Source organism: Streptomonospora mangrovi, from assembly GCF_027604915.1.
Classification (GTDB): domain Bacteria; phylum Actinomycetota; class Actinomycetes; order Streptosporangiales; family Streptosporangiaceae; genus Streptomonospora; species Streptomonospora mangrovi.
In genome coordinates this window covers 30,478-53,324 of record NZ_JAJAQC010000001.1, presented here as the reverse complement: position 1 = coordinate 53,324, position 22,847 = coordinate 30,478, and the positions used below count along the sequence as shown (strand labels likewise).

16 protein-coding genes are annotated in these 22,847 nt (G+C 75.4%); 9 read left to right on the top strand and 7 right to left on the bottom strand.

The window, feature by feature from the left end:
- Positions 1 to 168: 168 nt before the first annotated feature.
- On the top strand, positions 169 to 1,584 hold the full coding sequence (locus tag LG943_RS00185; RefSeq protein ID WP_270070061.1) for a GH1 family beta-glucosidase: 1,416 nt from the start codon (positions 169 to 171) through the stop codon (positions 1,582 to 1,584).
- A 46-nt stretch (positions 1,585 to 1,630) separates the two neighbouring features.
- Here LG943_RS00185 and LG943_RS00180 read toward each other — a convergent pair whose 3' ends face one another.
- The gene (locus LG943_RS00180) at positions 1,631 to 2,488 is read right to left on the bottom strand and encodes a hypothetical protein (RefSeq protein WP_270070060.1); all 858 of its coding nucleotides are present in this window, start codon (positions 2,486 to 2,488) and stop codon (positions 1,631 to 1,633) included.
- 176 nt (positions 2,489 to 2,664) lie between these two features.
- Between LG943_RS00180 and LG943_RS00175 the strand changes: the two genes are divergently transcribed.
- Positions 2,665 to 4,275: a serine hydrolase domain-containing protein gene (locus tag LG943_RS00175; RefSeq protein WP_270070059.1), complete on the top strand. Its 1,611-nt coding sequence runs from the start codon at positions 2,665 to 2,667 to the stop codon at positions 4,273 to 4,275.
- A gap of 36 nt (positions 4,276 to 4,311) precedes the next feature.
- Here LG943_RS00175 and LG943_RS00170 read toward each other — a convergent pair whose 3' ends face one another.
- The 3 genes from LG943_RS00170 to LG943_RS00160 form a co-directional block, all read right to left on the bottom strand.
- Positions 4,312 to 5,283, bottom strand: a complete 972-nt coding sequence (locus LG943_RS00170; protein WP_270070058.1) for a 3-methyladenine DNA glycosylase — start codon at positions 5,281 to 5,283, stop codon at positions 4,312 to 4,314.
- Positions 5,284 to 5,463: 180 nt separating this feature from the next.
- Complete coding sequence (gene dacB, locus LG943_RS00165) at positions 5,464 to 7,092, bottom strand: D-alanyl-D-alanine carboxypeptidase/D-alanyl-D-alanine endopeptidase (protein ID WP_270070057.1); 1,629 nt, start codon at positions 7,090 to 7,092, stop codon at positions 5,464 to 5,466.
- 241 nt (positions 7,093 to 7,333) lie between these two features.
- Positions 7,334 to 8,395 (bottom strand): trypsin-like serine peptidase, encoded by a 1,062-nt coding sequence (locus LG943_RS00160; RefSeq protein WP_270070056.1) that lies wholly within the window; start codon positions 8,393 to 8,395, stop codon positions 7,334 to 7,336.
- Positions 8,396 to 8,631: 236 nt separating this feature from the next.
- Here LG943_RS00160 and dxr point away from each other — a divergent pair, with 236 nt between their 5' ends.
- The 7 genes from dxr to LG943_RS00125 all read left to right on the top strand — a co-directional run bounded on the left by dxr (position 8,632) and on the right by LG943_RS00125 (position 19,130).
- On the top strand, positions 8,632 to 9,834 hold the full coding sequence (gene dxr, locus LG943_RS00155) for a 1-deoxy-D-xylulose-5-phosphate reductoisomerase (RefSeq protein ID WP_270070178.1): 1,203 nt from the start codon (positions 8,632 to 8,634) through the stop codon (positions 9,832 to 9,834).
- A gap of 30 nt (positions 9,835 to 9,864) precedes the next feature.
- On the top strand, positions 9,865 to 11,223 hold the full coding sequence (locus LG943_RS00150; RefSeq protein WP_270070055.1) for a M50 family metallopeptidase: 1,359 nt from the start codon (positions 9,865 to 9,867) through the stop codon (positions 11,221 to 11,223).
- A gap of 454 nt (positions 11,224 to 11,677) precedes the next feature.
- Complete coding sequence (gene ispG, locus LG943_RS00145) at positions 11,678 to 12,835, top strand: flavodoxin-dependent (E)-4-hydroxy-3-methylbut-2-enyl-diphosphate synthase (RefSeq protein WP_270070054.1); 1,158 nt, start codon at positions 11,678 to 11,680, stop codon at positions 12,833 to 12,835.
- Positions 12,836 to 13,092: 257 nt separating this feature from the next.
- A complete protein-coding gene (locus LG943_RS00140) occupies positions 13,093 to 14,667 on the top strand; it encodes an alpha/beta hydrolase (protein ID WP_270070177.1) in 1,575 nt (524 codons plus the stop codon).
- Between the two features lie 186 nt (positions 14,668 to 14,853).
- Positions 14,854 to 15,696: a GNAT family N-acetyltransferase gene (locus LG943_RS00135; RefSeq protein WP_270070053.1), complete on the top strand. Its 843-nt coding sequence runs from the start codon at positions 14,854 to 14,856 to the stop codon at positions 15,694 to 15,696.
- Between the two features lie 147 nt (positions 15,697 to 15,843).
- Positions 15,844 to 17,934 carry a phosphate acetyltransferase gene (gene pta / locus LG943_RS00130; protein WP_270070052.1) on the top strand — a complete coding sequence of 697 codons (2,091 nt, stop codon included), beginning with the start codon at positions 15,844 to 15,846 and terminating at the stop codon, positions 17,932 to 17,934.
- Entirely contained in the window at positions 17,931 to 19,130 is a 1,200-nt protein-coding gene (locus LG943_RS00125; protein WP_270070051.1) for an acetate/propionate family kinase, read from the top strand. Before pta ends, LG943_RS00125 begins: the two co-directional genes overlap by 4 nt.
- 164 nt (positions 19,131 to 19,294) lie before the next feature.
- On the opposite strand, the gene LG943_RS00120 is transcribed toward LG943_RS00125, so the two are convergent.
- From LG943_RS00120 to LG943_RS00110, 3 genes are read right to left on the bottom strand one after another with little or no spacing between them, the layout of a single operon-like run.
- Positions 19,295 to 20,998 (bottom strand): ABC transporter ATP-binding protein, encoded by a 1,704-nt coding sequence (locus tag LG943_RS00120; protein WP_270070050.1) that lies wholly within the window; start codon positions 20,996 to 20,998, stop codon positions 19,295 to 19,297.
- Complete coding sequence (locus LG943_RS00115; protein ID WP_270070049.1) at positions 20,995 to 21,894, bottom strand: ABC transporter permease; 900 nt, start codon at positions 21,892 to 21,894, stop codon at positions 20,995 to 20,997. The genes LG943_RS00120 and LG943_RS00115 overlap by 4 nt, the downstream gene beginning before the upstream one ends.
- Positions 21,891 to 22,841 (bottom strand): ABC transporter permease, encoded by a 951-nt coding sequence (locus LG943_RS00110; RefSeq protein ID WP_270070048.1) that lies wholly within the window; start codon positions 22,839 to 22,841, stop codon positions 21,891 to 21,893. The genes LG943_RS00115 and LG943_RS00110 overlap by 4 nt, the downstream gene beginning before the upstream one ends.
- Positions 22,842 to 22,847 lie beyond the last annotated feature (6 nt).

Below are 22,847 nucleotides of genomic sequence, written 5' to 3'. Positions count from 1 at the left end.
GAAGACGAATCGGTTCAGCGGCCCCGCGCCCCCTGGCGTGCGGGCCGTCCCGGGTGCCCGCGACCGCGCGTTGGGAGCGCTCCCGGCCCACGCGCCGCCGCCCGCCCTGACCCGCCTGTACCCGCCCCGACCCGCGCGCCACCACGACCCACCGGAGGTCACCGCACCATGCCCGAGACCGGCCCCGCGCCGCTGCTGCCCGCCGACTTCCTGTTCGGCGCCGCCACCGCCTCCTACCAGATCGAGGGGGCCGTGCGCGAAGGCGGACGCGGCCCCTCCATCTGGGACACCTACAGCCACACCCCCGGCGCCGTGCTGCGCGGCGAGAACGGCGACGTCGCCTGCGACCACTACCACCGCTACGCCGAGGACGTCGCGCTGCTCAAGGAACTGGGCGTGGGCGCCTACCGCTTCTCCGTGGCCTGGCCCCGGATCCAGCCCACCGGCACCGGCCCGGCCAACCCCGCCGGCCTGGACTTCTACGACCGCCTCGTCGACGAGCTGACCGCCGCCGGCATCGAGCCCGTGGCCACCCTCTACCACTGGGATCTGCCCCAGGCGCTGGAGGACACCGGCGGCTGGCGGGTGCGCGCCACCGCCGAGCGCTTCGCCGACTACGCCCGGATCGTCGCCGACCGCCTCGGCGACCGCGTCACCCGCTGGATCACCCACAACGAGCCCTGGTGCGCCGCCTTCCTCGGCCACGCCCTGGGCAGGCACGCCCCCGGCACCCGCGAGGGCACCCCCGCCCTGGCCGTGGCCCACCACCTGCTGCTCAGCCACGGGCTGGCCGCCCGCGAACTGCGCGCCTCGGCGGCCGAGCACGGCCGCACCGCCGAGGTCGGCATCACCCTGAACCTGGAGCGGCTGGTGCCGGCCACCGACTCCGCCGCCGACCGCGCCGCCGTGGACCGCGCCGAGACCCTGCACAACCGGGTGTGGCTGGACCCGCTGCTGCTCGGCCGCTACCCCGACAACGAGGCCGAGACCTGGGGCGAACTGGCCGACGGGTCCTACCGCCGCGACGGCGACCTGGCCGTCATCGGCCAGCCGCTGGACTTCCTCGGCGTCAACTTCTACCGCCCCACCCGGATCGCCGACGCCCCCCACACCGAACCCGACCCCGCCCGCCGCACCGCCATCGACATCGCCACCTCCGCGCCCCGGTTCGAGGGCGTGCGGCACACCACCATGGACTGGCCGGTGGTGCCCTCGGCCTTCACCGACCTGCTGGTCGACCTGCACCGGCGCTACCCCGGCCTGCCGCCCGTGCTCATCACCGAGAACGGCTCGGCGGAGGAGGACACCGACCGCACCGGCGAGCGGGTCCACGACACCGACCGCATCGCCTACATCCGCGACCACCTCACGGCGGTCGCCGAGGCCGTCAAGGCGGGGGTGGACGTGCGGGGCTACTTCGTGTGGTCGCTGCTGGACAACTTCGAGTGGGCCTTCGGCTACGAGCGGCGCTTCGGGATCGTCCGGGTCGACTACGACACCCTCGCGCGCACGCCCAAGGACAGCTACCACTGGTACCGCCAGACCATCCGCGACCACGCCGCCGCGCACGGCCGCACCGCCTGAGCCGGCCGCCGCGCCCGCGCCGCCCCCGGGGCGGCGCGGGCCGCGCTCAGGCCAGCGGGCGCAGGGTCGAGACCATGGTGTCGACGTCGGCGAGGTTGGGGCCCTCGTCGCCCGAGGCGTCGGCGTAGACGACGAAGTGGTAGACGTCGCCGCCCTGGGGAGCGGCGAACGACACCGCGCGCACCTGGGCCTCACCCGGGTAGCACTCGAACTCCGGCACCTTGACGGTCGCCGTGACCTGGTGGCCGGTCAGTCCGTTGGCGGCGAAGGGCACCGCCTCGCCCAGCGACACCTCCGGGTCGCCGTTGTCGTTGCCGTAGGCGGCCACCGCCCACGCCTCGGCCACGCGCGGCGCGGTCTGGGCGGTGTCGGCCGGCTCGCCCTCCCCTGAGATCCCGGAGGTCCCCGGTCCCGGCGGGTAGGTGTGGCAGGGGCCCTGCCGCGCGCCGAACTCGGCGACGCCGCTCATGGCCACCGTCGGGCTGTAGCCGAAGGGCGCGTCGGGGTCGGGCTCCTCGAACCCGGTGATCACGCCGGGGTCGGCCGCGAACCACGCCTGGGGGACGTCGTAGGCGATCCCGTAGTCGGGGACGGCCACGCCCTTCCAGTTGGCCACCGTGGCGTCGGTCAGCGCCTCGGGCGCGTCGGCGGTGGGGGTGCTCAGCTCGACCGGGGTGGGCGACGGGCTCGCCGAGGCCGACGGCGCGGGCGCCCCGCCGGCCCCCGGCAGGTCGGCCAGCCCAGACGGCAGCGCGCCGCGCAGCATGACCACCGTGAGCACGACGATGCCGACCACCAGGACGGCCGCGACCGACAGCACCGCGGCCGCGACGCCCCGGCCCTGGCCCTGGCGGTAGGACGCCGGCGGCGGACCGGGGGGAGGGAAGGAGTGCGGGGGTGTCATGGGCGTTCCGACGCGTCCGGCGGCGCCCGGGTTCCCGCTGGTGGGGGATGTGGTCGCCGGCACCTCGGGCCGGTTGCGCGCACCGCCGCGCCCGCCCACCCGTATGACACCTGTCATCACGCATCGCTGACATCGCCCTCTACAGGCCACGGCGCGGTTCCGCGACGCTTGCGGGTATGGAGCACACCGACGTCGCCGCACCCGCCGCGGCACCCTCTTCGCCCCCGCCCTCGCGGCGCCCCCGGGCGCCCCGCCCCGAGCGCGCGCCGCTTCGCGTCTGGGCCGTCGCCCTCGCCGTCGGCGCGGTCGCGGCGGTCGCCGCCCACCTGGCGATGCCGGCCAAACCGCCGGCCGAGCCGGTCGCCTTCGAGGGCGACCCCGCCCTCGAAGACTCGGTGGCCGGCACCGTCGCGGGCGTGGAGGGGCAGGTGCAGGGGCTGTCGGTGCTGCGCGTGGACGGCGGCGAGACCACGACCCTGGTCGGCGGCACCCGGGACGGCGACGCGCCGGTCACCGTCGACACCCCCTTCGAGACCGGCTCGGTCTTCAAGGTGATCACCGCCATGGCGCTGGCCGACCTCGCCGCCGACGGCGCGACCTCCCTGGACCGCACGCTCGGCGAGGTCTACCCCGACGTGGAGTTCGCCTCGCCCGAGGCCGCCGACATCACCTTGCAGCAGTTGGCCACCCACCGCTCCGGCCTGCCCCGCATGCCCGTGGAGGGCACGGCCGTCGGCAGCTACAGCCTGTTCCTGGGGACCGACCCCTACGCCGGCCTGCCGCCCGTGGAGACGTCCCTGGAGTCCACCCCGCTGGCCGAGAACCAGCCCGAGTGGAGCTACTCCAACTTCGGGTTCGCCGTGCTGGGCGACGCGCTGGAGGAGGAGACCGGCACCCCCTACCCGGAGCTGGTGCGCGAGCGCGTGCTGGACCCGCTGGGCATGGACGACACCGTGCTGCGCGGCGCCGACCTCGACGGGCTGCCCGAGGGCGCGGCCGTGCCGCACATCGCCCCCGGCAAGCGCAGCGAGCCGTGGCGCTCGGCGGAGTACCTGCCGGTGGGAATCGGCACCTGGACCACCGCCGGCGACCTGGAGCGGCTGCTGCGCGCCCTGATGGAGGGCACCGCCCCGGGCATGGCCGCCGTCGAGCCCGCGCACGAGGGCCCCAACGGCGACACCCGCATCGGGCTGGGCTGGCTCACCACCGACTTCGGCGAGGGCGTGGAACTGGTACAGCACAGCGGCGGCACCTACGGCTCCACCGCGTTCGTCGGCTACCAGGGCGACCAGGGCGTGGTCGTGCTGTCCAACAGCTTCGCCGCCGACGCCGCGATCATCGGCCCCCGCCTGATGGGCGCGCCCGAGGTGCCCCCGCTGGCGGAGTCGCCCATGATGCCCGGCGTGGCCTACAGCCTGGGCGCCACCCTGCCGATGCTGCTGCTCCCGCCGCTGCTGGCGGTGTCGCTGGTGGTGCGGCGCCGCACCCTGGTTGGCCAGCGCCCGCTGGACCGGCTGCGGATCGTGTCGATGCCGCTGGGCGCGTTCGCGGCGCTGCTGGCGGCGGTGCCGATGGGGGAGTGGGTGCACACCCCGCCGGCGGTGTGGTCGGCGGCGGTGGGCGCGGTCGCCGCGGCGGCGGTGGCCGGCGGGTGGTACTGGCCGCGGGTGCCGGTCGAGAACGGCCGCTGGCGCTGGCTGCACGTGGTGTTCTTCGCGGTGTCGGTGGCGGTCTCCGGCGCGCTCATCGCGACCGTGGCCGCCGCGCTGGCCGCCGCCAACGGCTGACGCCCGCCTGCCCCTGACCCCCGAGCCGCCGCGCCCTCAGCCGCCGGCGGTGAGCGGCGCGCAGGCGGCCAGGAGCCGGTCGCGCAGGACGGCCGCCCGGTCGGCGAACGCGCGCTGGGCCGCCACGTACTCCGCCTTGCCCTCCGGCGTCTCGATCTCCACCGGCGCGTAGCCGTGGGCGCGCAGGTCGTAGGGCGAGGCCCGCATGTCCAGCACCCGGATGTCGCGGGCCAGTTCGAAGCAGTCGACCACGAGTTCGGAGGGCACGCCCGGCGACAGCTTGTAGGCCCACTTGTAGAGGTCCATGTTGGCGTGCAGGCACCCGGGCTGGTCCAGGGCGACCTGGTCGGCGCGGGTGGGTTGGAGCCGGTTGAGCGGGCGCGCGGCGTCGGTGAAGAACCGGAACGCGTCAAAGTGCGAGCAGCGCACGCGGTGGGACTCCACCACCCGGTCGGTGCCCTCGGGCCCCAGTCGCAGCGGAACCGCGGAGTGCCGCACCCGCTCGGGCGGCAGCCGGTAGACCATGGCCCACTCGTGCAGCCCGAAGCAGCCCAGGTGCGGGGCGCGCCCGCGCACGGCGCCCAGCAGCGCCGCCACGAACTCCGCGGTGGCGCCGCGCCGCGCGGTGAACGCGGCGGTGTCGAGCGTGCGGCCGGGCGCGGGGCGGCCGTCGGGGCCGGCGGCGCGCACGGCACGGTAGGAGTCGCCGGCGCGGTCGGGGGAGTCGTCGCCGAGCAGCACCGTGCCCGCGCCGGGGTGCCAGCGCCGCAGTTGCGCGGGGCGGTGGCTGTAGTAGGTGAAGAGGAAGTCCTCGACGGGGTGGGCCACCCCGCGCCGGCGGCGCTCCAGGTGGTCGGCCAGCAGCGCGTCGACCCGCTCGTGGTGGCGCCGCTCGCGCGGGCGCCAGAGGTCGGGGGAGAGGACGGCCGGCCGCGCCGGGGCGGCGCCGGGCCGCTGGGGCGCGGCGGGCTCGGGCGCGGTGTCGGGCGTGGGGGTGCTGCGGTCCATCGCCCTCCAGGGTAGGCGGGGGCGGAGGGTGCGGTGCGCGCAGGACAGCGCAGGGCAGCGCAGCACAGCGCAGGACAGCGGCCGCACCCGCCCGCGCCGGGGGCGGGGCGGATGCGGCCGTGGCTGCGCACCGGAGTGCGGCAAGTCGCCGCGCGGCCGATCAGCCGCGCGGCGCCCGGATCAGCAGGTGCCGGCCCAGGTGCACTCCAGGTCGGCGTCGGGGGCGGTGGGCGAGGTGCGCTCGGCCGCCATCGGGCGGACGACGTCCACGGTTCCGCCGCGGGTGAACTCCGCCAGGCGCACCGCGATGGCGTCCTGGACGCCGCGCGGCGCGGCGCCGGAGTACCCGTTGTTGATGACGGTGAACGCCAGCTCCTCGCCGCCGGCCGCGGTGACGTAGCCCGACAGGGCGCTGGCGCCGGTGAGCGAACCCGTCTTCGCCTGGACGTTGCCCTCGGCCGGGGTGTCGCGCATGCGGCTGGTCAGGGTCCCGCCGACCAGCCGGTCGGGGTGCCCGGCCAGCGGCAGGGAGTCCCGCCAGACGCCGAACCAGGGCTCGGCGCGGGCCTCCTCCAGCACGTCCATGACCGCCTGGGCGGTCACCCGGTCGGAGTGGGAGAGCCCGGAGCCGTCGACCAGGTCCACCTTGCGGGTGTTGACGCCCATGTCGCCCAGGGCCTCGGTCGCCGCGTCGATGCCGGCGGCCCAGGTGCCCTCGCCCGACTCCTCCTGCCCCATGGCCTTCATGAGGATCTCGGCGTGCGGGTTGTTGGACAGCTTCATGAACGGGGTCAACAGCTCGCGCAGCGGCATGGACGAGCGCGCGGCGACCTGGTCGGCCGCCTCCGGCGCGGCGCCCCGGCCGACCTCGCCCGCCACCGCGACGCCGTGCTCGGCGAGCGCGGCGGCGAACAGGTGGGCGGCGTGGTCGGTGGGCTCGTGCACCGTGCGCAGCGTGGAGTAGGTCTGCTCGACCGGCAGGGCGCCCTCGGCGGTGAACTCGTTGGTGCCGGTGGCCCGGTTCACCCCGAACGTGGAGGTGCTGCCGGAGGCGCCGGTCTCGGCCCGGTTGTCCAGGCTGAGGTTGTCGGTCATGGGCTCCAGGGCGACGTCCACGGGGTCGCCCGCGGCACCGCCCGCCTGGGCGTCGACGTCCACCACACCGGTGTCGTAGTCGGTGTTGGCGGCGACCGTCAGCGCCGAGATCTGCGCCGCGTAGTAGTAGGGCGCGTCGGTGGGGTCCCACTCGGGCAGGTAGCGCTCGGAGTCGAACCAGGTGTCGTCGGCCAGCAGGTCGCCGGTGACCTCGGTGACCCCGGCCGCGGCGACCTCGGCCGCCAGCTTGTCGACCGCCTCGGGGGTGAGGGTGGGGTCGCCGGTGCCCACGAGGTAGAGGTCGCCGTCGACCACGCCGTCGCCCGGGTCCTCGCCGGCGGCCACCGAGGTGGTGAACCGGTAGTCGGCGCCCAGGACCTCCAGGGCGGCGGCCGAGGTCAAAAGCTTGGCGTTGGAGGCCGGGACCACCTGGGTCCGGGGTTCGTTGCGGTACAGGACGTCGCCGCGGGTGAGGCTGGTGACGACGACCCCTGAGGTGGCGCCCTCCAGCGCCGGGTCGGCGAGCAGCGCCTCGATGTCGGCGCGCAGGTCGGCGACACCGGTCGCGGTGTCCGCGGCTGCGGGGGCCGATCCGGCGGCCACGAGCGCGGCGGCGGCGGTGGCCGCCACGGCGGCCGAGCCCAGGCGCGCGACGGCGCGCCCCCGGCGCGGCGCGGCGGCCGGAACGGGAGTGGGGGGGTTGCGGATGGACATGGCGCCGTAACCTACCGGAGCCGAAACCGAAAAACAGCCCGTCCGCGCCGAAGCACACGTATCCCACACGACTTCCTCAGGTTCCTCAAGGAAGACGGTGCTCGGCGTGTGGTGGCGGCCCGCGCCCCGCCTTCCCCGCCGCGGGGCGCGGGCCGCCGGCCCCCCGATCGGGGTGCGCGGGGGGGGGGGGGGCCCCGCCCCCCCCCCCCCCCGGGGGGGGGGGGGCCCCGCCGGCGCCCGGTCAGAAGGACTGGGCGCGGTCGTAGACCCGCTGGGCGGCGTCGCCCAGGTAGGGGCCGTACTGGGTGCGGGTGTCGTCGGCGTACTTGAAGCTGATGACCGAGACCACGGTGCCCTTGCCGGAGGCGGGGTCGAAGCCGGCCAGCCACGGGCCGCCGCTGGAGCCCTCGGTCATGGTGCAGGCCATGCCGCTGGCGGTGGTGCCGCCGGTGTCGGGTTTGGTGCCTCCGGCGCAGTAGTGCAGGCGGTTGCCGTCGAACCGGCCGGTGGCGGGGTAGCCGAACGCGTAGGTGGGGTCGCCGGGCGCGGTGTTGAAGGCCACGGGGTGCGCGCCGGTGCGGTCCTGGACGTGGCGGTCGCCGGAGCGGTTGAGCACCGCCATGCCGAAGTCGTAGCTGTCGTCGCCGCTGTCGGCCCACTGCGGCGCCACGAACATCTGCCGCGCGGTGTAGCGGCCGTAGGGGCTGTCGCCGTCGGCGTAGCCGGGCGCGAAGGTCCAGTTGTCGACCCAGGCGCCGGTGCCGTCCTTGAGGCAGTGGCCGGCGGTGATGACGGTGTCGCGGTTGTCCGCCGAGACGACGGCCGCCGAGCAGGTGAAGTCGCGGCCGTCGAGGGTGAGGAAGACCTTTCCGGTCGTCTTGGCCACCCGCCCGCCGCCGGTCCAGGGCTCGCCCGTGCTGGAGGCCGCGGCGGCCTGCGGCACCGCGACCTGGCCACCGGGTTCGGCTTCGGCGGCGGCCTGGCCGCCGGGTCGGGCCTGGTCCCCGCCGAGCAGGCCGCCCGCGACGCCGTCGAGCGTGCGGACCAGCGGGACGGCGGCGGCCATGCGCTCGGGGGTCCAGTAGTCCAGGACGCGGCGCTGGGAGTCGGGGTCGACGGCCGCGGCCTGGCGCACCACGCCGCCGGGGTCGTGCGGCGCGGAGCCGGCGGTGCCCGAGCCGGGGACCCCGGTGGCGGGGGTGTCGGCCGCGGCGCCGGGGACGGCGAGCACCCCGGCCACCGCGAGCGCGGCGCCGGCGCCGGCCAGCGCGCCGACCAGCCTGGAGACGACGGATGAAGTCATGGCAAAGGATCATGCCACACTTTGCGTAGCCATTCGGCTACTTTGGGGTTAGGGCGGGTCGCCGGCCCCCGCGCGGGCGGCCTCCCCGCCCCGGGCGCCGCCGCCCGCGCCCGCGCGCGGCCCGCGCACCCGCCGTCCGCCCGCCCGGCGCACCCGCCGCCATGCGCGACAATGGGCGCGTGCGAATCGCCCAGCAGCTTCTTGAGGCACCCTCTCCCGACCGCCCGCGCGAGCTGGTGCTCCTCGGCTCCACCGGGTCCATCGGCACCCAGGCCGTCGAGGTCGTCACCGCCAACCCCGACCGCTTCCGCGTGGTCGGCCTGGCCGCCGGCGGCGGCCGCCTCGACCTCCTCGTGGACCAGGCGTGCGCGCTGGGCGCCGAGGCCGTGGCCGTGGCCGACACCGGCGCGGCACCCGAGTTGGCGGCGCGGCTGCGCGAGCGCGGCAGCGGCGCCAAGGTGCTGGCCGGCGCCGAGGGCGTGGCCGAACTCGCCGGGTGGCCGTGCGACGTCGTGCTCAACGGGATCACCGGCGCGCTGGGCCTGGAGTCCACCCTGGCCGCGCTGCGCGCCGGGCGGCTGCTGGCGCTGGCCAACAAGGAGTCGCTGATCATCGGCGGCCCGTTGGTGCGCGCCGCCGCCCAGCCCGGCCAGGTGGTGCCGGTCGACTCCGAGCACTTCGCGCTGGCCCAGTGCTTCCCCCGGGTGCCCTTCGCCGAGCTGACCAGCCTGGCCCAGGGCCAGGTGGCGGCTAATCTGGGCGAGGTCCGCCGGCTGGTGATCACCGCCAGCGGCGGGCCGTTCCGCGACCGCACCCGCGACCAGCTCGCCGGGGTCACCCCCGCCGAGGCGCTGAACCACCCCACCTGGGCCATGGGGCCGGTCATCACGGTGAACTCCGCCACCCTGGTCAACAAGGGGCTGGAGGTCATCGAGGCGCACCTGCTGTTCGACATCCCCTTCGACCGCATCGAGGTCGTGGTGCACCCGCAGTCGGTGGTGCACTCCATGGTCGAGTTCGTCGACGGCTCCACCCTGGCCCAGGCCAGCCCGCCCAGCATGCGCATCCCCATCGCCTACGGGATCGGGTGGCCGGATCGGGTCAGCGGCGCGGCGCCGGCCGTCGACTGGACCCAGGCCCACACCTGGACCTTCGCCCCGCTGGACCACGACGCGTTCCCCGCGGTCGCCCTGGCCTGCGAGGTCGGAGCGGCCGGCGGCACCGCCCCGGCGGTCTACAACGCGGCCAACGAGGAGGCGGTCGCGGCCTTCCTGGCGGAAGGTCTGGCATTTCCCGCGATTGTGGACACGGTCGCCCAGGTAGTCTCAGAACGCGGAGCGGACGCGCCGGCCGCGTCCGATCTGTCGCTGGCCGACGTCTACGCGGCCGACGAATGGGCACGCCACCGGGCACGGGAGCTGATCTCCCGGTCGCGGTGAGCCGACCTGCGGGGAGAGGTACAGAGTTTCATGGTCGCTCTTTTGACCACGCTCGGGATCGTGCTGTTCTTCCTCGGGCTGCTCTTCTCGATCGCCTGGCACGAGCTGGGCCACTTCGCCACGGCGCGGATGTTCGGCATCCGCTGCACGCAGTTCATGGTGGGCTTCGGCAAGACCCTGTGGTCGCGCAAGCGGGGCGAGACCGAGTTCGGCCTGAAGCTGGTGCCGCTGGGCGGCTACGTCCGCATCGTGGGCATGATCCCGCCGGCCACCAAGCCGCGCGACACCTCGGGCAAGCCGATGTCGCGCTGGCGGGCCATGATCGAGGACGCCCGCGAGGCCAACACCGTCGACCTGGAGCCCGGCGACGAGGACCGCCAGTTCTACCAGCGCGCGCCGTGGAAGCGGATCATCGTCATGGCGGCCGGGCCGTTCATGAACCTGGTGCTGGCGGTCATCCTGTTCTCGATCATCATGATGGGGATCGGCCTGCCGCAGAGCACCACCACGGTCGACACCGTCGCCCGCTGCGTGCTGCCCGCCGACTCCACGGCCACCGACTGCCCGGCCGACGCCCCGCCCACCCCCGCCATGGAGGCCGGGATCCGGCCGGGCGACCGCATCGTGGCCGTCGACGGGGAGTCCACCCCCGACTGGGAGACCGCCAACGTCGCCATCCGGGAGTCCATGGGCCCCACCGAGATCACCCTGGAGCGCGGCGGCGACACCCGCACGGTCACCGCCGAGATCATCGAGAACCAGGTGGTGGCCCGCGACGCCAACGGCGACATCCGCTACGAGACCGACGCCGACGGCGAGCCCGTCACCGACGATGACGGCTACCGGGTGCCGCGCACCGAGCCGGCCGGGTTCCTGGGCATCACCTTCGCCCAGGAGCGCGCCCCGCTGACCGTGGGGGAGTCCGCGGCCACCATGTGGCAGTCGGTCGTGGGCGTGGGCCAGGCGCTGATCGAGCTGCCCTCGCGGGTCGACGACGTGTTCCGCGCCGCCTTCCTGGGCGAGGAGCGCACGGTGGACTCCCCGGTGGGCATCGTGGGCGCCTCGCGCATCGGCGGCGAGGTGCTGGCCCAGCCGATCCCGGCGATCGATCGCGTGGTCTTCCTGGTGAACATGCTGGCCGGGGTGAACCTGTTCCTGTTCGCCTTCAACATGGTGCCGATCCTGCCGCTGGACGGCGGGCACATCTTCGGCGCGCTGTGGGAGTGGGCGCGGCGGGGGATCGCCCGGCTGTTCCGCAAGCCCGACCCCGGGCCGTTCGACGTCGCCCAGCTCATGCCGTTCGCCTACATCGTGGTGGCCTGCTTCGTGGTGTTCAGCCTGATGCTGCTGGTGGCCGACGTGGTGAACCCGGTGCGGCTCACGCAGTGACCCCGGCGCGCCCCGGCCCGCGCGCGGCGCGGGCCGGCCGCCACGTCCTGTCATCGCCGCCGATCACGGGGCCGCGCCGCCCCGGGCGGCCGGCGGCCGGGCCGTGGTGCGGGTGCGCCGGGTGTGACTCACGGGACGCGGGCGGGGTGTGCGGGGGGCGTTCGCGGCGCTACTGTGCCCCCTCTTGTCCCGGTTCGCCGGGTAGAGCCACATCACCACCACCTCCCAAGGCGGGGCAAAACCCGCAACCCACCAGGGAACGGTCACCCTCTGTTCGCTCGGCCAGGGCGTAACGTCTCGCCCGATACGGGTAGCCTTGGCAGCGTGTCGGAGCGCCCGGACCCTCATCCGGCGCCCTTCGGCGGCGGCTCGTCGCATGCCCGCTGCCCTTTCCTCAGCCGATTTCAAACGACGCCGCCGGCCGAGCCCCGGTGGCCGACGAGGTGAAATACGCGTGACCGTCGATCTTGGAATCCCCGCCGTGCGTCCCCGGCCGCTCGCCGTGCGGCGCAAGTCGCGCCAGATCATGGTGGGCAACGTGCCGGTCGGCGGCGACGCCCCGGTCTCCGTGCAGTCGATGACCACCACCGTGACCTCCGACATCAACGCCACCCTCCAGCAGATCGCCGAGCTGACCGCCGCGGGCTGCCAGATCGTGCGGGTGGCGGTGCCCAGCGCCGACGACGCCGAGGCGCTGCCGATCATCGCCAAGAAATCCCAGATCCCGGTCATCGCCGACATCCACTTCCAGCCCAAGTACGTCTTCGCCGCCATCGACGCCGGGTGCGCGGCCGTGCGGGTGAACCCGGGCAACATCAAGAAGTTCGACGACAAGGTCGGCGAGATCGCCAAGGCCGCCTCCGAGGCGGGCGTGCCCATCCGCATCGGCGTCAACGCCGGCTCGCTGGACAAGCGGCTGCTCCAGAAGTACGGCAAGGCCACGCCCGAGGCGCTGGTGGAGTCGGCGCTGTGGGAGTGCTCGCTGTTCGAGGAGCACGGGTTCCGCGACATCAAGATCTCGGTCAAGCACAACGACCCCGTCGTGATGATCAACGCCTACCGCCAGCTCGCCGAGCAGTGCGACTACCCGCTGCACCTGGGCGTCACCGAGGCCGGCCCCGCCTTCCAGGGCACCATCAAGTCGGCCGTGGCCTTCGGCGCGCTGCTGGCCGAGGGCATCGGCGACACCATCCGCGTGTCGCTGTCGGCGCCTCCGGCCGAGGAGGTCAAGGTCGGCAACCAGATCCTGGAGTCCCTGGGGCTGCGCGAGCGCGGCCTGGAGATCGTGTCCTGCCCCAGTTGCGGCCGGGCCCAGGTCGACGTCTACACCCTGGCCGAGGAGGTCACCGCCGGCCTGGAGGGCATGGAGGTCCCGCTGCGCGTGGCGGTCATGGGCTGCGTCGTCAACGGCCCCGGCGAGGCCCGCGAGGCCGACCTCGGCGTGGCCTCGGGCAACGGCAAGGGCCAGATCTTCGTCAAGGGCGAGGTCATCAAGACCGTGCCCGAGTCCAAGATCGTCGAGACCCTGATCGAGGAGGCCATGCGCCTGGCCGAGCAGATGCAGGAGGCGGGCGCGGAGTCGGGCGCCCCCTCGGTCTCGGTGGCCGGCTGACCGCACCGCCTCCGCGTTCCCGCTTCGCGCCGCGCCCCGGTGGGCTGACCCGCCGGGGCGCGGCGCGTTCCGAGGCGTGGGCCGCCCGCGCCCGCCCGCCCCGCCGACGCGGGCCGGTGGGAACCCGCGAACACCCCGTGTCGCAGCGCCGCGCCGTGTACGGTCTCGGAGAGAATGCGGCCAGTGGCGGTGAGTGAAGGGCGGCCGGAGTGGCGCGGAGCGCATGGAAGGTGGCGGCCGTGGGCGCCGCCGTGCTGATGGCGGTGCCGGTGTCGGCGGTGCCGGCCCGTCCGGCCGCCGCCGAGCCGGCCCTGGAGTGGGTCCCCTGCGAGGACATCGAGGCGGTCGAGGACGGCGGCCCGCTGGAGTGCGCCACCCTGGCCGTCCCGCTGGACCGCGCCACCGGCGCCGGAACCGCCGAGCTGGCGCTCTCCCGCGTGCCGGCCCGTAAGGAGCCCACCGGCACCCTGGTGGTCAACCCCGGCGGCCCCGGCAGCCCGGGGCGCGTCTGGGCCTCGCGCACCGCCGCCGGGCTGCCCGACCGCGTGCGCGACCACTTCGACGTGATCGGGTTCGACCCCCGCGGCACCGGCGCGAGCACCCCCGCCGTGGCCTGCGACCCCGGCCACTTCGCGCCGGTCCGCCCCGACACCTGGCCCGGCTCCGCCGAGGAGACCGACGCCCTGGTGCGGCGCGCCGCCGACTACGCCGCCGCCTGCGCCGACAACACCGGCGCCGCGCTGCTGGAGAACATGACCACCCGCGACAGCGCCGCCGACCTCGAGGCGATCCGCGCCGCGCTCGGCGTGGAACGCATCGACTACCTCGGCTACTCCTACGGCACCCTGCTCGGCGGCGTCTACGCCACGCTGCACCCCGACCGGGTGCGCCGCCTGGTGCTGGACAGCGTCGTGCACCCCGGCCGCCCCTGGTACGCCAGCAACCTCCGGCAGAGCCGCGCCCTGGACGACGCCGCGCACAACTTCTTCGCCTGGACCGCCCGCCACGACGCCGCCTACGGGCTGGGCTCAACGGGCGAGGCGGTCGCCGAGCGCTACTACGCCGCGCGCGCCGCCCTCGCCGAGAAGCCGGCCGAGGACACGGTGGGCCCCACCGAACTGGAGAACTCCTACCTCACCGCCGCCTACTCCTCGGCGAGCTGGCCCCGGCTGGCGCGGGCGCTGGCCGACTACGCGGTGGGCGGCGACACCGCCGGGCTGGTGGCGGTGCACGAGCGCTACGGCGAGGACGCCGAGAGCGACCCCGGCTACGGCGCCTACCTCGCCACCCAGTGCACCGACTCCCGCTGGCCGCGCAACACCGACACCTGGCTGACCGACGGCCGCGAGGTCCACGCCGAGGCGCCCTTCCAGGGCTGGAACAACATCTGGTACAACATGCCCTGCGCGACCTGGCCGGCCGGCCACGAGCCGTGGTTCCACGTCGACGGCACCCGTGCGGCCGACGCCCTGCTCATCCAGGCCGAGCACGACGGCCCCACCCCGCTGGAGGGCGCCTACGCCATGCGCGAGCGCTTCCCCGGCGGGCGCCTGGTGCTGGAGGAGGAGGGGGTCTCCCACGGTGTGGCCCTGGGCGGCAACACCTGCGTGGACGACGCGTTCGCCGAGTACCTGCTGTCGGGCGCGCTGCCGCCGGCCGGCGGCGACCCGCACGCGCCCGACCTCACCTGCCCGGCATCGCCCGAACCCGAGCCCGAGCCCGAGGCCGGCGCCGCCGAGGCCGCCGCCGAAGGCGCGGACGCGCCCGCCGAGCCCGCGCCCGCCGCCGAGGCCGGGGCGGCCGAGGCCGCGCCGCACGCCCCCCGGGTCTGATCCCCGGCGGCGGCCCGGCTGTGGCGCCGGCGCCACGCCGAAGGCCGCCGCGCCACTCTCGCGGCGGCGGGGGTCGATTAGGCTGGAGTCACCAGGATCGTGACTGTTCAGGCGCCGCCCGCCGGGCGGGCCGGCGCGGCAGGCGGGGCGCTTGAGGCCGCCCCACCAGTGGATGGGGTGATGCGCATGCTGCGGACCTCGTCCGTGCGGGTGCTCGACGAACGCGACCGCGACACCGTCCACGCCATCCTCGACTCCGACCCCGTGGGCAACGTGTTCGTCAGCGCGCGGCTGCGCGCCGCCGGCATCGACTCCGGCCGGCTCGGCGCCGAGCTGTGGGGCTATGTGGAGCGCGGCCGCGTCACCGCGCTGTGCTACTCGGGGGCCAACCTGGTCCCGGTCAACGCCGGCCCCGCCGCCATCCGCCAGTTCGCCGAGCAGGCGCGCTGGCAGGGCCGCCGCTGCTCCTCCATCGTCGGCCCTGTCGACGCGGTCGCCGACCTGTGGGCGCGGCTGCGCCCGGCCTGGGGCCCGGCCCGCGCGATCCGCGAGTGCCAGCCGGTGCTGGAGATCTCCGGGCCGCCCGAGGTCGAGCCCGACCCCCTGGTGCGCCGGGTGCGCCCTGAGGAGATCAACATCCTGGTGCCGGCCTGCGTGGCCATGTTCACCGAGGAGGTCGGGGTGCCGCCCGACTCCGGCGACGGCGGCTCGCTCTACCGCGCGCGCGTCGAGGAGCTGGTGCGCACCGGCCGGGCCTTCGCCCGGATCGAGGACGGCCGCGTGGTGTTCAAGGCCGAGATCGGCGCGGTCACCCCCCACGCCTGCCAGGTGCAGGGCGTGTGGGTCCACCCCGACCTGCGCGGGCGCGGCCACTCGGTGCCCGGCATGGCCGCCGTGGTGCGCCGGGCGCTGGCCGAGATCGCGCCGCGCGTCACCCTCTACGTCAACGACTACAACACCCCGGCGCGCGCCGCCTACCGCCGGGTGGGGTTCCGCGAGGTCGGGGCCGTGCGCTCGGTCCTGTTCTGAGCCCCGCGCGGCCCGCCGCGCCCGCCGCGTCGCACGAACGCCCAGCGGTGTGACCGAGCAGTCCGCCCCGCCCGCGCGTCCCGCGCCCCGCGGCGGGGTAGGCCACAGACGCAGGCAGCCCAGCAGCGCAGCGGGGAGTGTGTGGCCATGACGCGCGGAGTCTACGTCGCCGCCAGCGGACCCGAGAGCGGCGTGGCCGCCGTCGCCCTGGGCGCGGCCGAGGTGCTCTCGGGCGCGGTCGACCCGATCGGGGTGTTCCGCCCGGTGGTGGCCGGCGGTGCGCCCGACCCCGTGGTGCAGACCCTGCGCCGCCGCTTCAAGATCGCCGCGCCCTACGAGCGGTGCGTGGGCGTCGACTACGACGCCGTGCACGCCGACCCCGAGGCCGCCACCGCCCAGATCATCGACTCTTTCCAGCGGCTGGCGCGCGACTGCGCGGCCGTGGTCGCGGTGGGCACCGACTACACCGACGTCGGCGCGCCCACCGAGTTCACCTTCAACGCCCGCGTGGCCGCCAACCTCGGGCTGCCGGTGCTGCTGGCGGTCTCGGGCACCGGGCGCGAGCCCCGCGCCGTCCGCGACGCCATCGCGCTGGCGGCCAAGGAGGTCGACCGCGAGCACGCCGCCCGGGCCGGGACCGTGGTCGACCGGGTGGAGCCCGAGCGGGTCGCCGGCCTGCGCGCCGAGTTGGCGGGCGACGCCTGGGTGCTGCCCGAGGTCCCCGGGCTGGCCGCGCCCACCGTGCGCGACCTGGTGCGCGCCTGCGGCGGCCGGCTGCTGTTCGGCGAGGAGCAGCGGCTGGACCGCGAGACCTCCGGCCTGCTGGTGGCGGCGATGTCGCTGCCCAACGTGCTGGACCGGCTGGAGGAGGACCACGTGGTGCTGGTGGCCGCCGACCGCGCCGGTGCGCTGCTGCCCGCCCTGGCGGCCGCGCACCGCTCGGCCGACTTCCCCACCCTGGCCGGCGTGGTCCTCACCGGCGACCTGGGAGTCTCCGAGCCGGTGTGGCGGCTGCTGTCGGGCATGGACCTGCGGCTGCCCGTCATCGCCTCGGCCCAGGACACCTTCACCACCGCCACCCGGCTGGCGGCCGTGCGCGGCGCCATCACTCCCGAGGCCGACCGCAAGACCGAGTCCGCGCTGGCCGCCTTCAGCCAGGCCGTGGACGGCCCCGCGCTGCTGGCGCGCCTCCAGGTGGACCGCGCCGAGGTCGTGACCCCGCTGATGTTCGAGCACACCCTGCTCACCCGGGCGCGCGCCCGCCCGGCGCGGATCGTGCTGGCCGAGGGCACCGAGGAGCGGGTGCTGCGCGCCGCCGACCTGCTGCTGCGGCGCGAGGCCGCCGAGCTGGTGCTGCTGGGCCGCCCGCGCGAGGTCGCCGCCCGCGCCGCGGAGTTCGGGCTGGACGTGCGCGCCGCCGAGGTGGTGTCGCCCGATGACCCCGGACTCCGCGAGCGCTTCGCCGCCGAGTACGCCCGGCTGCGCGCCCACAAGGGCGTCACCGAGCAGTTGGCGCGCGACACCGTCGGCGAGGTCTCCTACTTCGGCACGCTCATGGTGCACTGCGGGCTGGCCGACGGCATGGTGTCGGGCGCCGCCCACACCACCGCCCAGACCATCCGGCCCTCCTTCGAGATCCTGCGCACCTCGCTGGTCTCCAGCGTCTTCTTCATGTCGCTGCCCGACCGCGTGCTCGTCTACGGCGACTGCGCGGTCAACCCCGACCCCTCCGCCGAGGATTTGGCCCGCATCGCCGCCGACTCCGCCGACACCGCCGCCCGGTTCGGGGTGGAGCCGCGCGTGGCGATGCTGTCCTACTCCACCGGCGCCTCGGGCGCCGGCGCCGACGTCGACAAGGTGCGCCGCGCCACCGAGGCCGTCCGGGCGGCCCGCCCCGACCTGCCGGTGGAGGGGCCCATCCAGTACGACGCCGCGATCGACCCCGACGTCGCCCGCGCCAAGCTGCCCGGCAGCGCGGTGGCCGGGCACGCCACCGTGTTCATCGCGCCCGACCTCAACACCGGCAACATCCTCTACAAGGGGGTGCAGCGCAGCGCGGGCGCCGTGGCCGTGGGGCCGGTGCTCCAGGGGCTGCGCAAGCCGGTCAACGACCTCTCGCGCGGGGCGACCGTGCAGGACATCGTCAACACGGTCGCCATCACCGCCGTGCAGGCGCACGCGGCGCGCGAGGCGCAACCGCCGCCCCCGCGGCCCGAACAGGAGGGAACCGGCGCATGAGCCACGTGCTGGTCGTCAACAGCGGATCGTCCTCCATCAAGTACCGCCTGCTGGACATGGCGGCCGAGCGCCCCGTGGCCTGGGGCATCGCCGACCGCATCGGCGAGGACGGCGGGGAGCTGACCCACCGCCGCCCCGGCGCCGACCCCCACGTCCGCCCCGGCCCCTTCGCCGACCACGAGGCGGGGCTGGCCGCGGTCCTCGACGCGTTCGGCGCGGCCGGCCCCGACCTCTCCGGGGTGGCTTTGGCCGCCGTGGGCCACCGCGTGGTGCACGGCGGCGACCGGTTCGTGCGGCCCGCCCTGGTGGACGACGCGGTGATGCGCGCGGTCGAGGAGCTGGCGCCGCTCGCCCCGCTGCACAACCCCGCCAACCTGGAGGGCATCCGGGTGGCCCGCAAGTCCTTCCCCGACGTCCCCCACGTGGCCGTGTTCGACACCGCCTTCCACAGCACCCTGCCGCCCGCCGCCCACACCTACGCGGTGCCCGAGCGCTGGCGCACCGGCTACGGGGTGCGCCGCTACGGCTTCCACGGCACCTCGTGCGCCTACGTCACCCGCCGCGCCGCCGCGTGGCTGGGCCGACAGGTCGAGGAGGTCAATCTCGTCGTGCTGCACCTGGGCAACGGCGCCAGCGCCACGGCCGTGGCCGGGGGCCGCAGCGTCGACACCTCCATGGGCATGACCCCGCTGGAGGGCCTGGTGATGGGCACCCGCAGCGGCGACATCGACCCCTCGCTGCCGGGCTACCTGGCGCGCGAGGCCGGGCTGACCGCCGGCGACGTCGACGCCGCGCTCAACCGCGAGAGCGGGCTGCTGGCGCTGGCCGGGGCCAACGACATGCGCGAGGTGCGCCGGCGTGCCGAGGCCGGCGAGCCCGGCGCCGCGCTCGCCCTGGAGGTCTACGCCCGCCGGGTGCGCAAGTACGTCGGCGCCTACTACGCGGTGCTGGGCCGGGTGGACGCGGTGGTGTTCACCGCCGGGGTGGGCGAGCACGACGCGCGGCTGCGCGCCGAGGCGCTGAGCGGACTGGAGGCGCTGGGGCTGGCGGTGGATCCCGAGCGCAACGCCGCCGACAGCGGCGAGGAGCGCGCGGTCTCCCCGGCGGGCGCCCGGGTGCCGGTCCTGGTGGTGCCCACCGACGAGGAGTGGGAGATCGCGGTGGAGGCCGTGGCCCTGGTGGGCGGGCGCGGCTGAGACGGCCCGCGCCCCCCCCCCCCGCGGGGGGGGGGGGGGGCGCGGCGGCGCCGGCCCGCGCCCCCCCGCCGCGCGGGCGGCGGACGGGCGCGGCTGCGCCGGCCCGCGCCCGCCCGCCGCGCGTGCGGCGGACGGGCGCGGGACACGGCGCGCGGAGCGGACGGCTAGTCGCCCCCGGGGGCCGACTTCGTGGCGGGCCGGTGCAGCGGCGACTCCCCGAACGACAACTCGAAGTCGGGGGTGTCGGCGATCAGCGCCTGGGTGTAGGGGTGGGTGGGCGCCGACATCACCGTGCCGACGTCGCCGTACTCCACGATCTCGCCCTTGTTGAGCACCGCCACGTGCTGGGCGATGTTGGAGACCAGCGCGATGTTGTGGGTGACGAACAGCAGCGCCATGCCGTCGGACTGGAGGTTGCGCAGCAGCTCCACGATCTCGGCCTGCACCGACACGTCCAGCGCCGAGGTGATCTCGTCGCAGATCAGCAGGTCGGGGCGGGTGGCGATCGCGCGGGCGATGGACACCCGCTGGCGCTCGCCGCCGCTGAGCTGGTCGGGGAACCGCTCGCCGTAGGAGGCGGGCAGCGCCGCGCGCTCCAGGGCCGTGGCCACCACCGCGTCGGGGTCCTGGGGCTGGCCCGCCAGGTGGGTGTAGGGGCGCAGGATGAGGTCGCGCACCCGCTTGCGCGGGTTCAGCGCCTCGTAGGGGTTCTGGAAGATGTACTGCACCCGGCGGCGCTGCTCGGCGGTGCGCCGGTAGCTGCTGGGCGCCAGCGGGTCGCCGTCGAACACCACCTCGCCGGTGAACTGGTGGTGCAGGCCCACCAGCGAGCGCGACAGCGTGGTCTTGCCCGACCCCGACTCGCCCAGCAGCGCCACGCACTGCCCGCGCGCGAGGTCCAGGTCGATGCCGCTGAGCACGGTGGCGCGGCCGTAGCCGGCGCGCAGGCCGCGCACCCGCAGCAGCGGGCCGTCCTCGCCGGCGGGCTCGGGCGCGGTGTGCCCGGCGGTCTTGAGGATCGGCACGGCGCGCAGCAGTTGGACGGTGTAGGGGTGCTGGGGGTCGCCCAGGAGCCGGTCGGCGGGGCCGCGTTCCACGACCTCGCCGCGGTACATCACCGCGATCTCGTCGGCGAGGTCGGCCACCACCGCCATGTCGTGGCTGATGTAGACCCCGGCGGTGCCGTACTCGCGGGTCATGTGCCGGATGGTCTGGAGGACGTGCGCCTGGGTGGTGACGTCCAGACCGGTGGTGGGCTCGTCCAGCACGATGAGGTCGGGGCAGCCGATGAACGCCATGGCGATGGCCACGCGCTGCTGCTGGCCGCCGGAGAGCTGGTGGGGGTAGCGGCGCAGGAACGCGTCGTCGTCGGGCAGCGCGACCTCGCGCAGCACCTCGCGGACCCGCTCCTGGGGGTCGCCGGCCACGGCCCGCCGGCGCGCGGCCGCCTCCGCGTCGGTGGCCTCGCCGCCGTCGGCGCCGGAGTCGTGCAGCGCCTCGCGCAACTGGGTGCCCAGCCGCAGCGCCGGGTTCAGCGCGGAGGCCGGCGACTGCGGGATGTAGGCCACCCGGCGGCCGCGCATGCGCCGCACGGCGGCGGCGTCGCCGGGGTCCAGCGCCGCGCCCGACAGCGCGATGCTGCCGGCGGTGATCTCGGTGGCGCGCTTGCAGTGCGCCAGCAGGGCCAGCCCGAGCGTGGTCTTGCCCGAACCGGACTCCCCGACGAGGCCGAGGATGTCGCCGCGGGCCACCCGCAGCGTGACGTCGTGGATGATCTCCACGTCGGAGGGCCGCCCCACGACGGTCAGGCCCGCCACGTCCAGGGCGGCGCGCTCGTCCTGCTGGGTCGTGTCCGTGCTCGTCGTCACTTCTCCACCCCCCGGTCGATGCCGATCGAGGCCCGCGACAGGCCGTCGGTGATGAGGTTGGCGCCGATGGTCAGCAGCGCCACCGCCGCCACGGGCAGCACCACCGACCACGGCTGCACGGTGATGGCGATGCGGTTCTCGTTGATCATCAGGCCCCAGTCGGCGGTGGGCGGTTGCAGGCCCATGCCCAGGAAGCTCAGCGTGGCGATCAGGCCCACCGAGTAGGTGATGCGCAGGCCCAGTTCGACCAGCAGCGGGCTGGTGATGTTGGGCAGGATCTCCCCGGCCATGATCCGCCACCCCGGTACGCCGATGGCCTCGGCCGACTTCACGAAGTCCTGCTCGACCACCTTGAGGGTGGCCTCGCGGGCGACCCGGGCCACGCGGGCGGCGTGGGACACCCCGATCAGCAGGATGATGAGCCACACCTGGGGGCCGATGATGGACATCACCAGCAGGGCGAGCACGAGCTGGGGGAAGGCGAGCACCATGTCGTTGGTGCGCATGATCGCCTCGTCCGGCCAGCCGCGCCGGTAGCCGGCGACGACGCCGATCGCGGCGCCCACTACCACGCCCACCAGCGCCGCCGACACCGCGATGGTGATCAGCGTGTAGCCGCCGTGCAGGAACCGGCTGAGCACGTCGCGGCCGATGCCGTCGGTGCCGAACAGGGTGCCCTCGACGTCGGTGCGGTTGGGGATCCCCACCAGCTCGGTGGGGGAGTAGGGGCTGAGGAACGGCCCGAGCGCGGCCGTCAGCACGACCAGGCCGACCAGGACCACGCCCACCTTGGTGCGGCCGTGCCGCCAGGCCGCGCGGAACAGGCCCTGGCGCCGGCCGGCGGGCGCGGCGGCCGCGGCGGCGGACTCGGGTGCGGTTGCGGTGGCGAGACTCATCGGGCGGACACCCTCACCTTCGGGTTGGCGGCCAGGCCCACGACGTCGGCCAGCAGGTTGACCACGATGTAGACGAGCGCGATCAGCAGGGTCACGGCCTGGATGACCGGGATGTCGCGGGTGGTGATCGCGTCCATCAGCGCCAGCCCGATCCCCGGGAAGGCGAAGAGGAACTCGATCGCCACCACGCCCCCGGCCAGCCAGCCCAACTGCACCGCGATCACCTGGGCCACCGGGCCGATGGCGTTGGGCGCGGCGTGGCGCCACACCACCACCCGCTCGGGCAGCCCCTTGAGCCGCGCCTGCTGCACGTACTCGCTCTCCAGCACCTCGATCATCGAGGCGCGCATCATCCGGATGATGGGCGGGCTCACCGCCAGCACCAGCGTCAGCACCGGCAGGATGAGCTGCGCGGGGTCGGCCAGCACCGCGCTCGCGCTGCCCGCGAACACCGGCGGCAGCAGGTGCAGCCAGCCGGTGGACAGCAGCAGGATGAGCAGGATGCCCACCGCGAACTCCGGCAGGGCCGCCAGCACCAGCGACACCGCCGAGGTGGCGTGGTCGGCGGCGCGGTCGCGGCGCAGGGCGCTGTAGGCGCCGATCAGCAGCGAGACGGGGGTGGCGATGAGCGCCGCCAGCCCCATCAGCACGAAGCTGGCGGTCACCCGCGGGCCCAGGTACTCGCTGACCGGGCGGGCGTTGGCGAAGGAGTCGCCCAGGTCCAGGGTGAACAGGCCGGCCAGCCACTTGCCGTACTGCACGGCCAGCGGGTCGTTGAGGTTGAGCTGGTCGCGCAGCAGCGCGACGCGCTCGGCGGTGGCGTCGCGGCCCAGGATGGCGCGCGCGGCGTCGCCGGGCAGGGCCTGGGTCGCCAGGAACACCACGAGCGAGACCACGAAGAGGGTCAGCAGCCCGTAGCCGAGGCGGTAGAGGATCAGACGTGACATGTGTGA

Coding starts and splice junctions, on each gene's coding strand:
- LG943_RS00140 (WP_270070177.1), top strand. CDS start 13,093: ATGGCGGTGCCGGTGTCGGCGGTGCCGGCCCGTCCGGCCGCCGCCGAG.
- LG943_RS00160 (WP_270070056.1), bottom strand. CDS start 8,395: ATGACTTCATCCGTCGTCTCCAGGCTGGTCGGCGCGCTGGCCGGCGCC.
- LG943_RS00180 (WP_270070060.1), bottom strand. CDS start 2,488: ATGACACCCCCGCACTCCTTCCCTCCCCCCGGTCCGCCGCCGGCGTCC.
- pta (WP_270070052.1), top strand. CDS start 15,844: ATGACGCGCGGAGTCTACGTCGCCGCCAGCGGACCCGAGAGCGGCGTG.
- LG943_RS00110 (WP_270070048.1), bottom strand. CDS start 22,841: ATGTCACGTCTGATCCTCTACCGCCTCGGCTACGGGCTGCTGACCCTC.
- LG943_RS00115 (WP_270070049.1), bottom strand. CDS start 21,894: ATGAGTCTCGCCACCGCAACCGCACCCGAGTCCGCCGCCGCGGCCGCC.
- dacB (WP_270070057.1), bottom strand. CDS start 7,092: ATGTCCATCCGCAACCCCCCCACTCCCGTTCCGGCCGCCGCGCCGCGC.
- LG943_RS00150 (WP_270070055.1), top strand. CDS start 9,865: ATGGTCGCTCTTTTGACCACGCTCGGGATCGTGCTGTTCTTCCTCGGG.
- LG943_RS00175 (WP_270070059.1), top strand. CDS start 2,665: ATGGAGCACACCGACGTCGCCGCACCCGCCGCGGCACCCTCTTCGCCC.
- LG943_RS00170 (WP_270070058.1), bottom strand. CDS start 5,283: ATGGACCGCAGCACCCCCACGCCCGACACCGCGCCCGAGCCCGCCGCG.
- LG943_RS00135 (WP_270070053.1), top strand. CDS start 14,854: ATGCTGCGGACCTCGTCCGTGCGGGTGCTCGACGAACGCGACCGCGAC.
- LG943_RS00185 (WP_270070061.1), top strand. CDS start 169: ATGCCCGAGACCGGCCCCGCGCCGCTGCTGCCCGCCGACTTCCTGTTC.
- LG943_RS00125 (WP_270070051.1), top strand. CDS start 17,931: ATGAGCCACGTGCTGGTCGTCAACAGCGGATCGTCCTCCATCAAGTAC.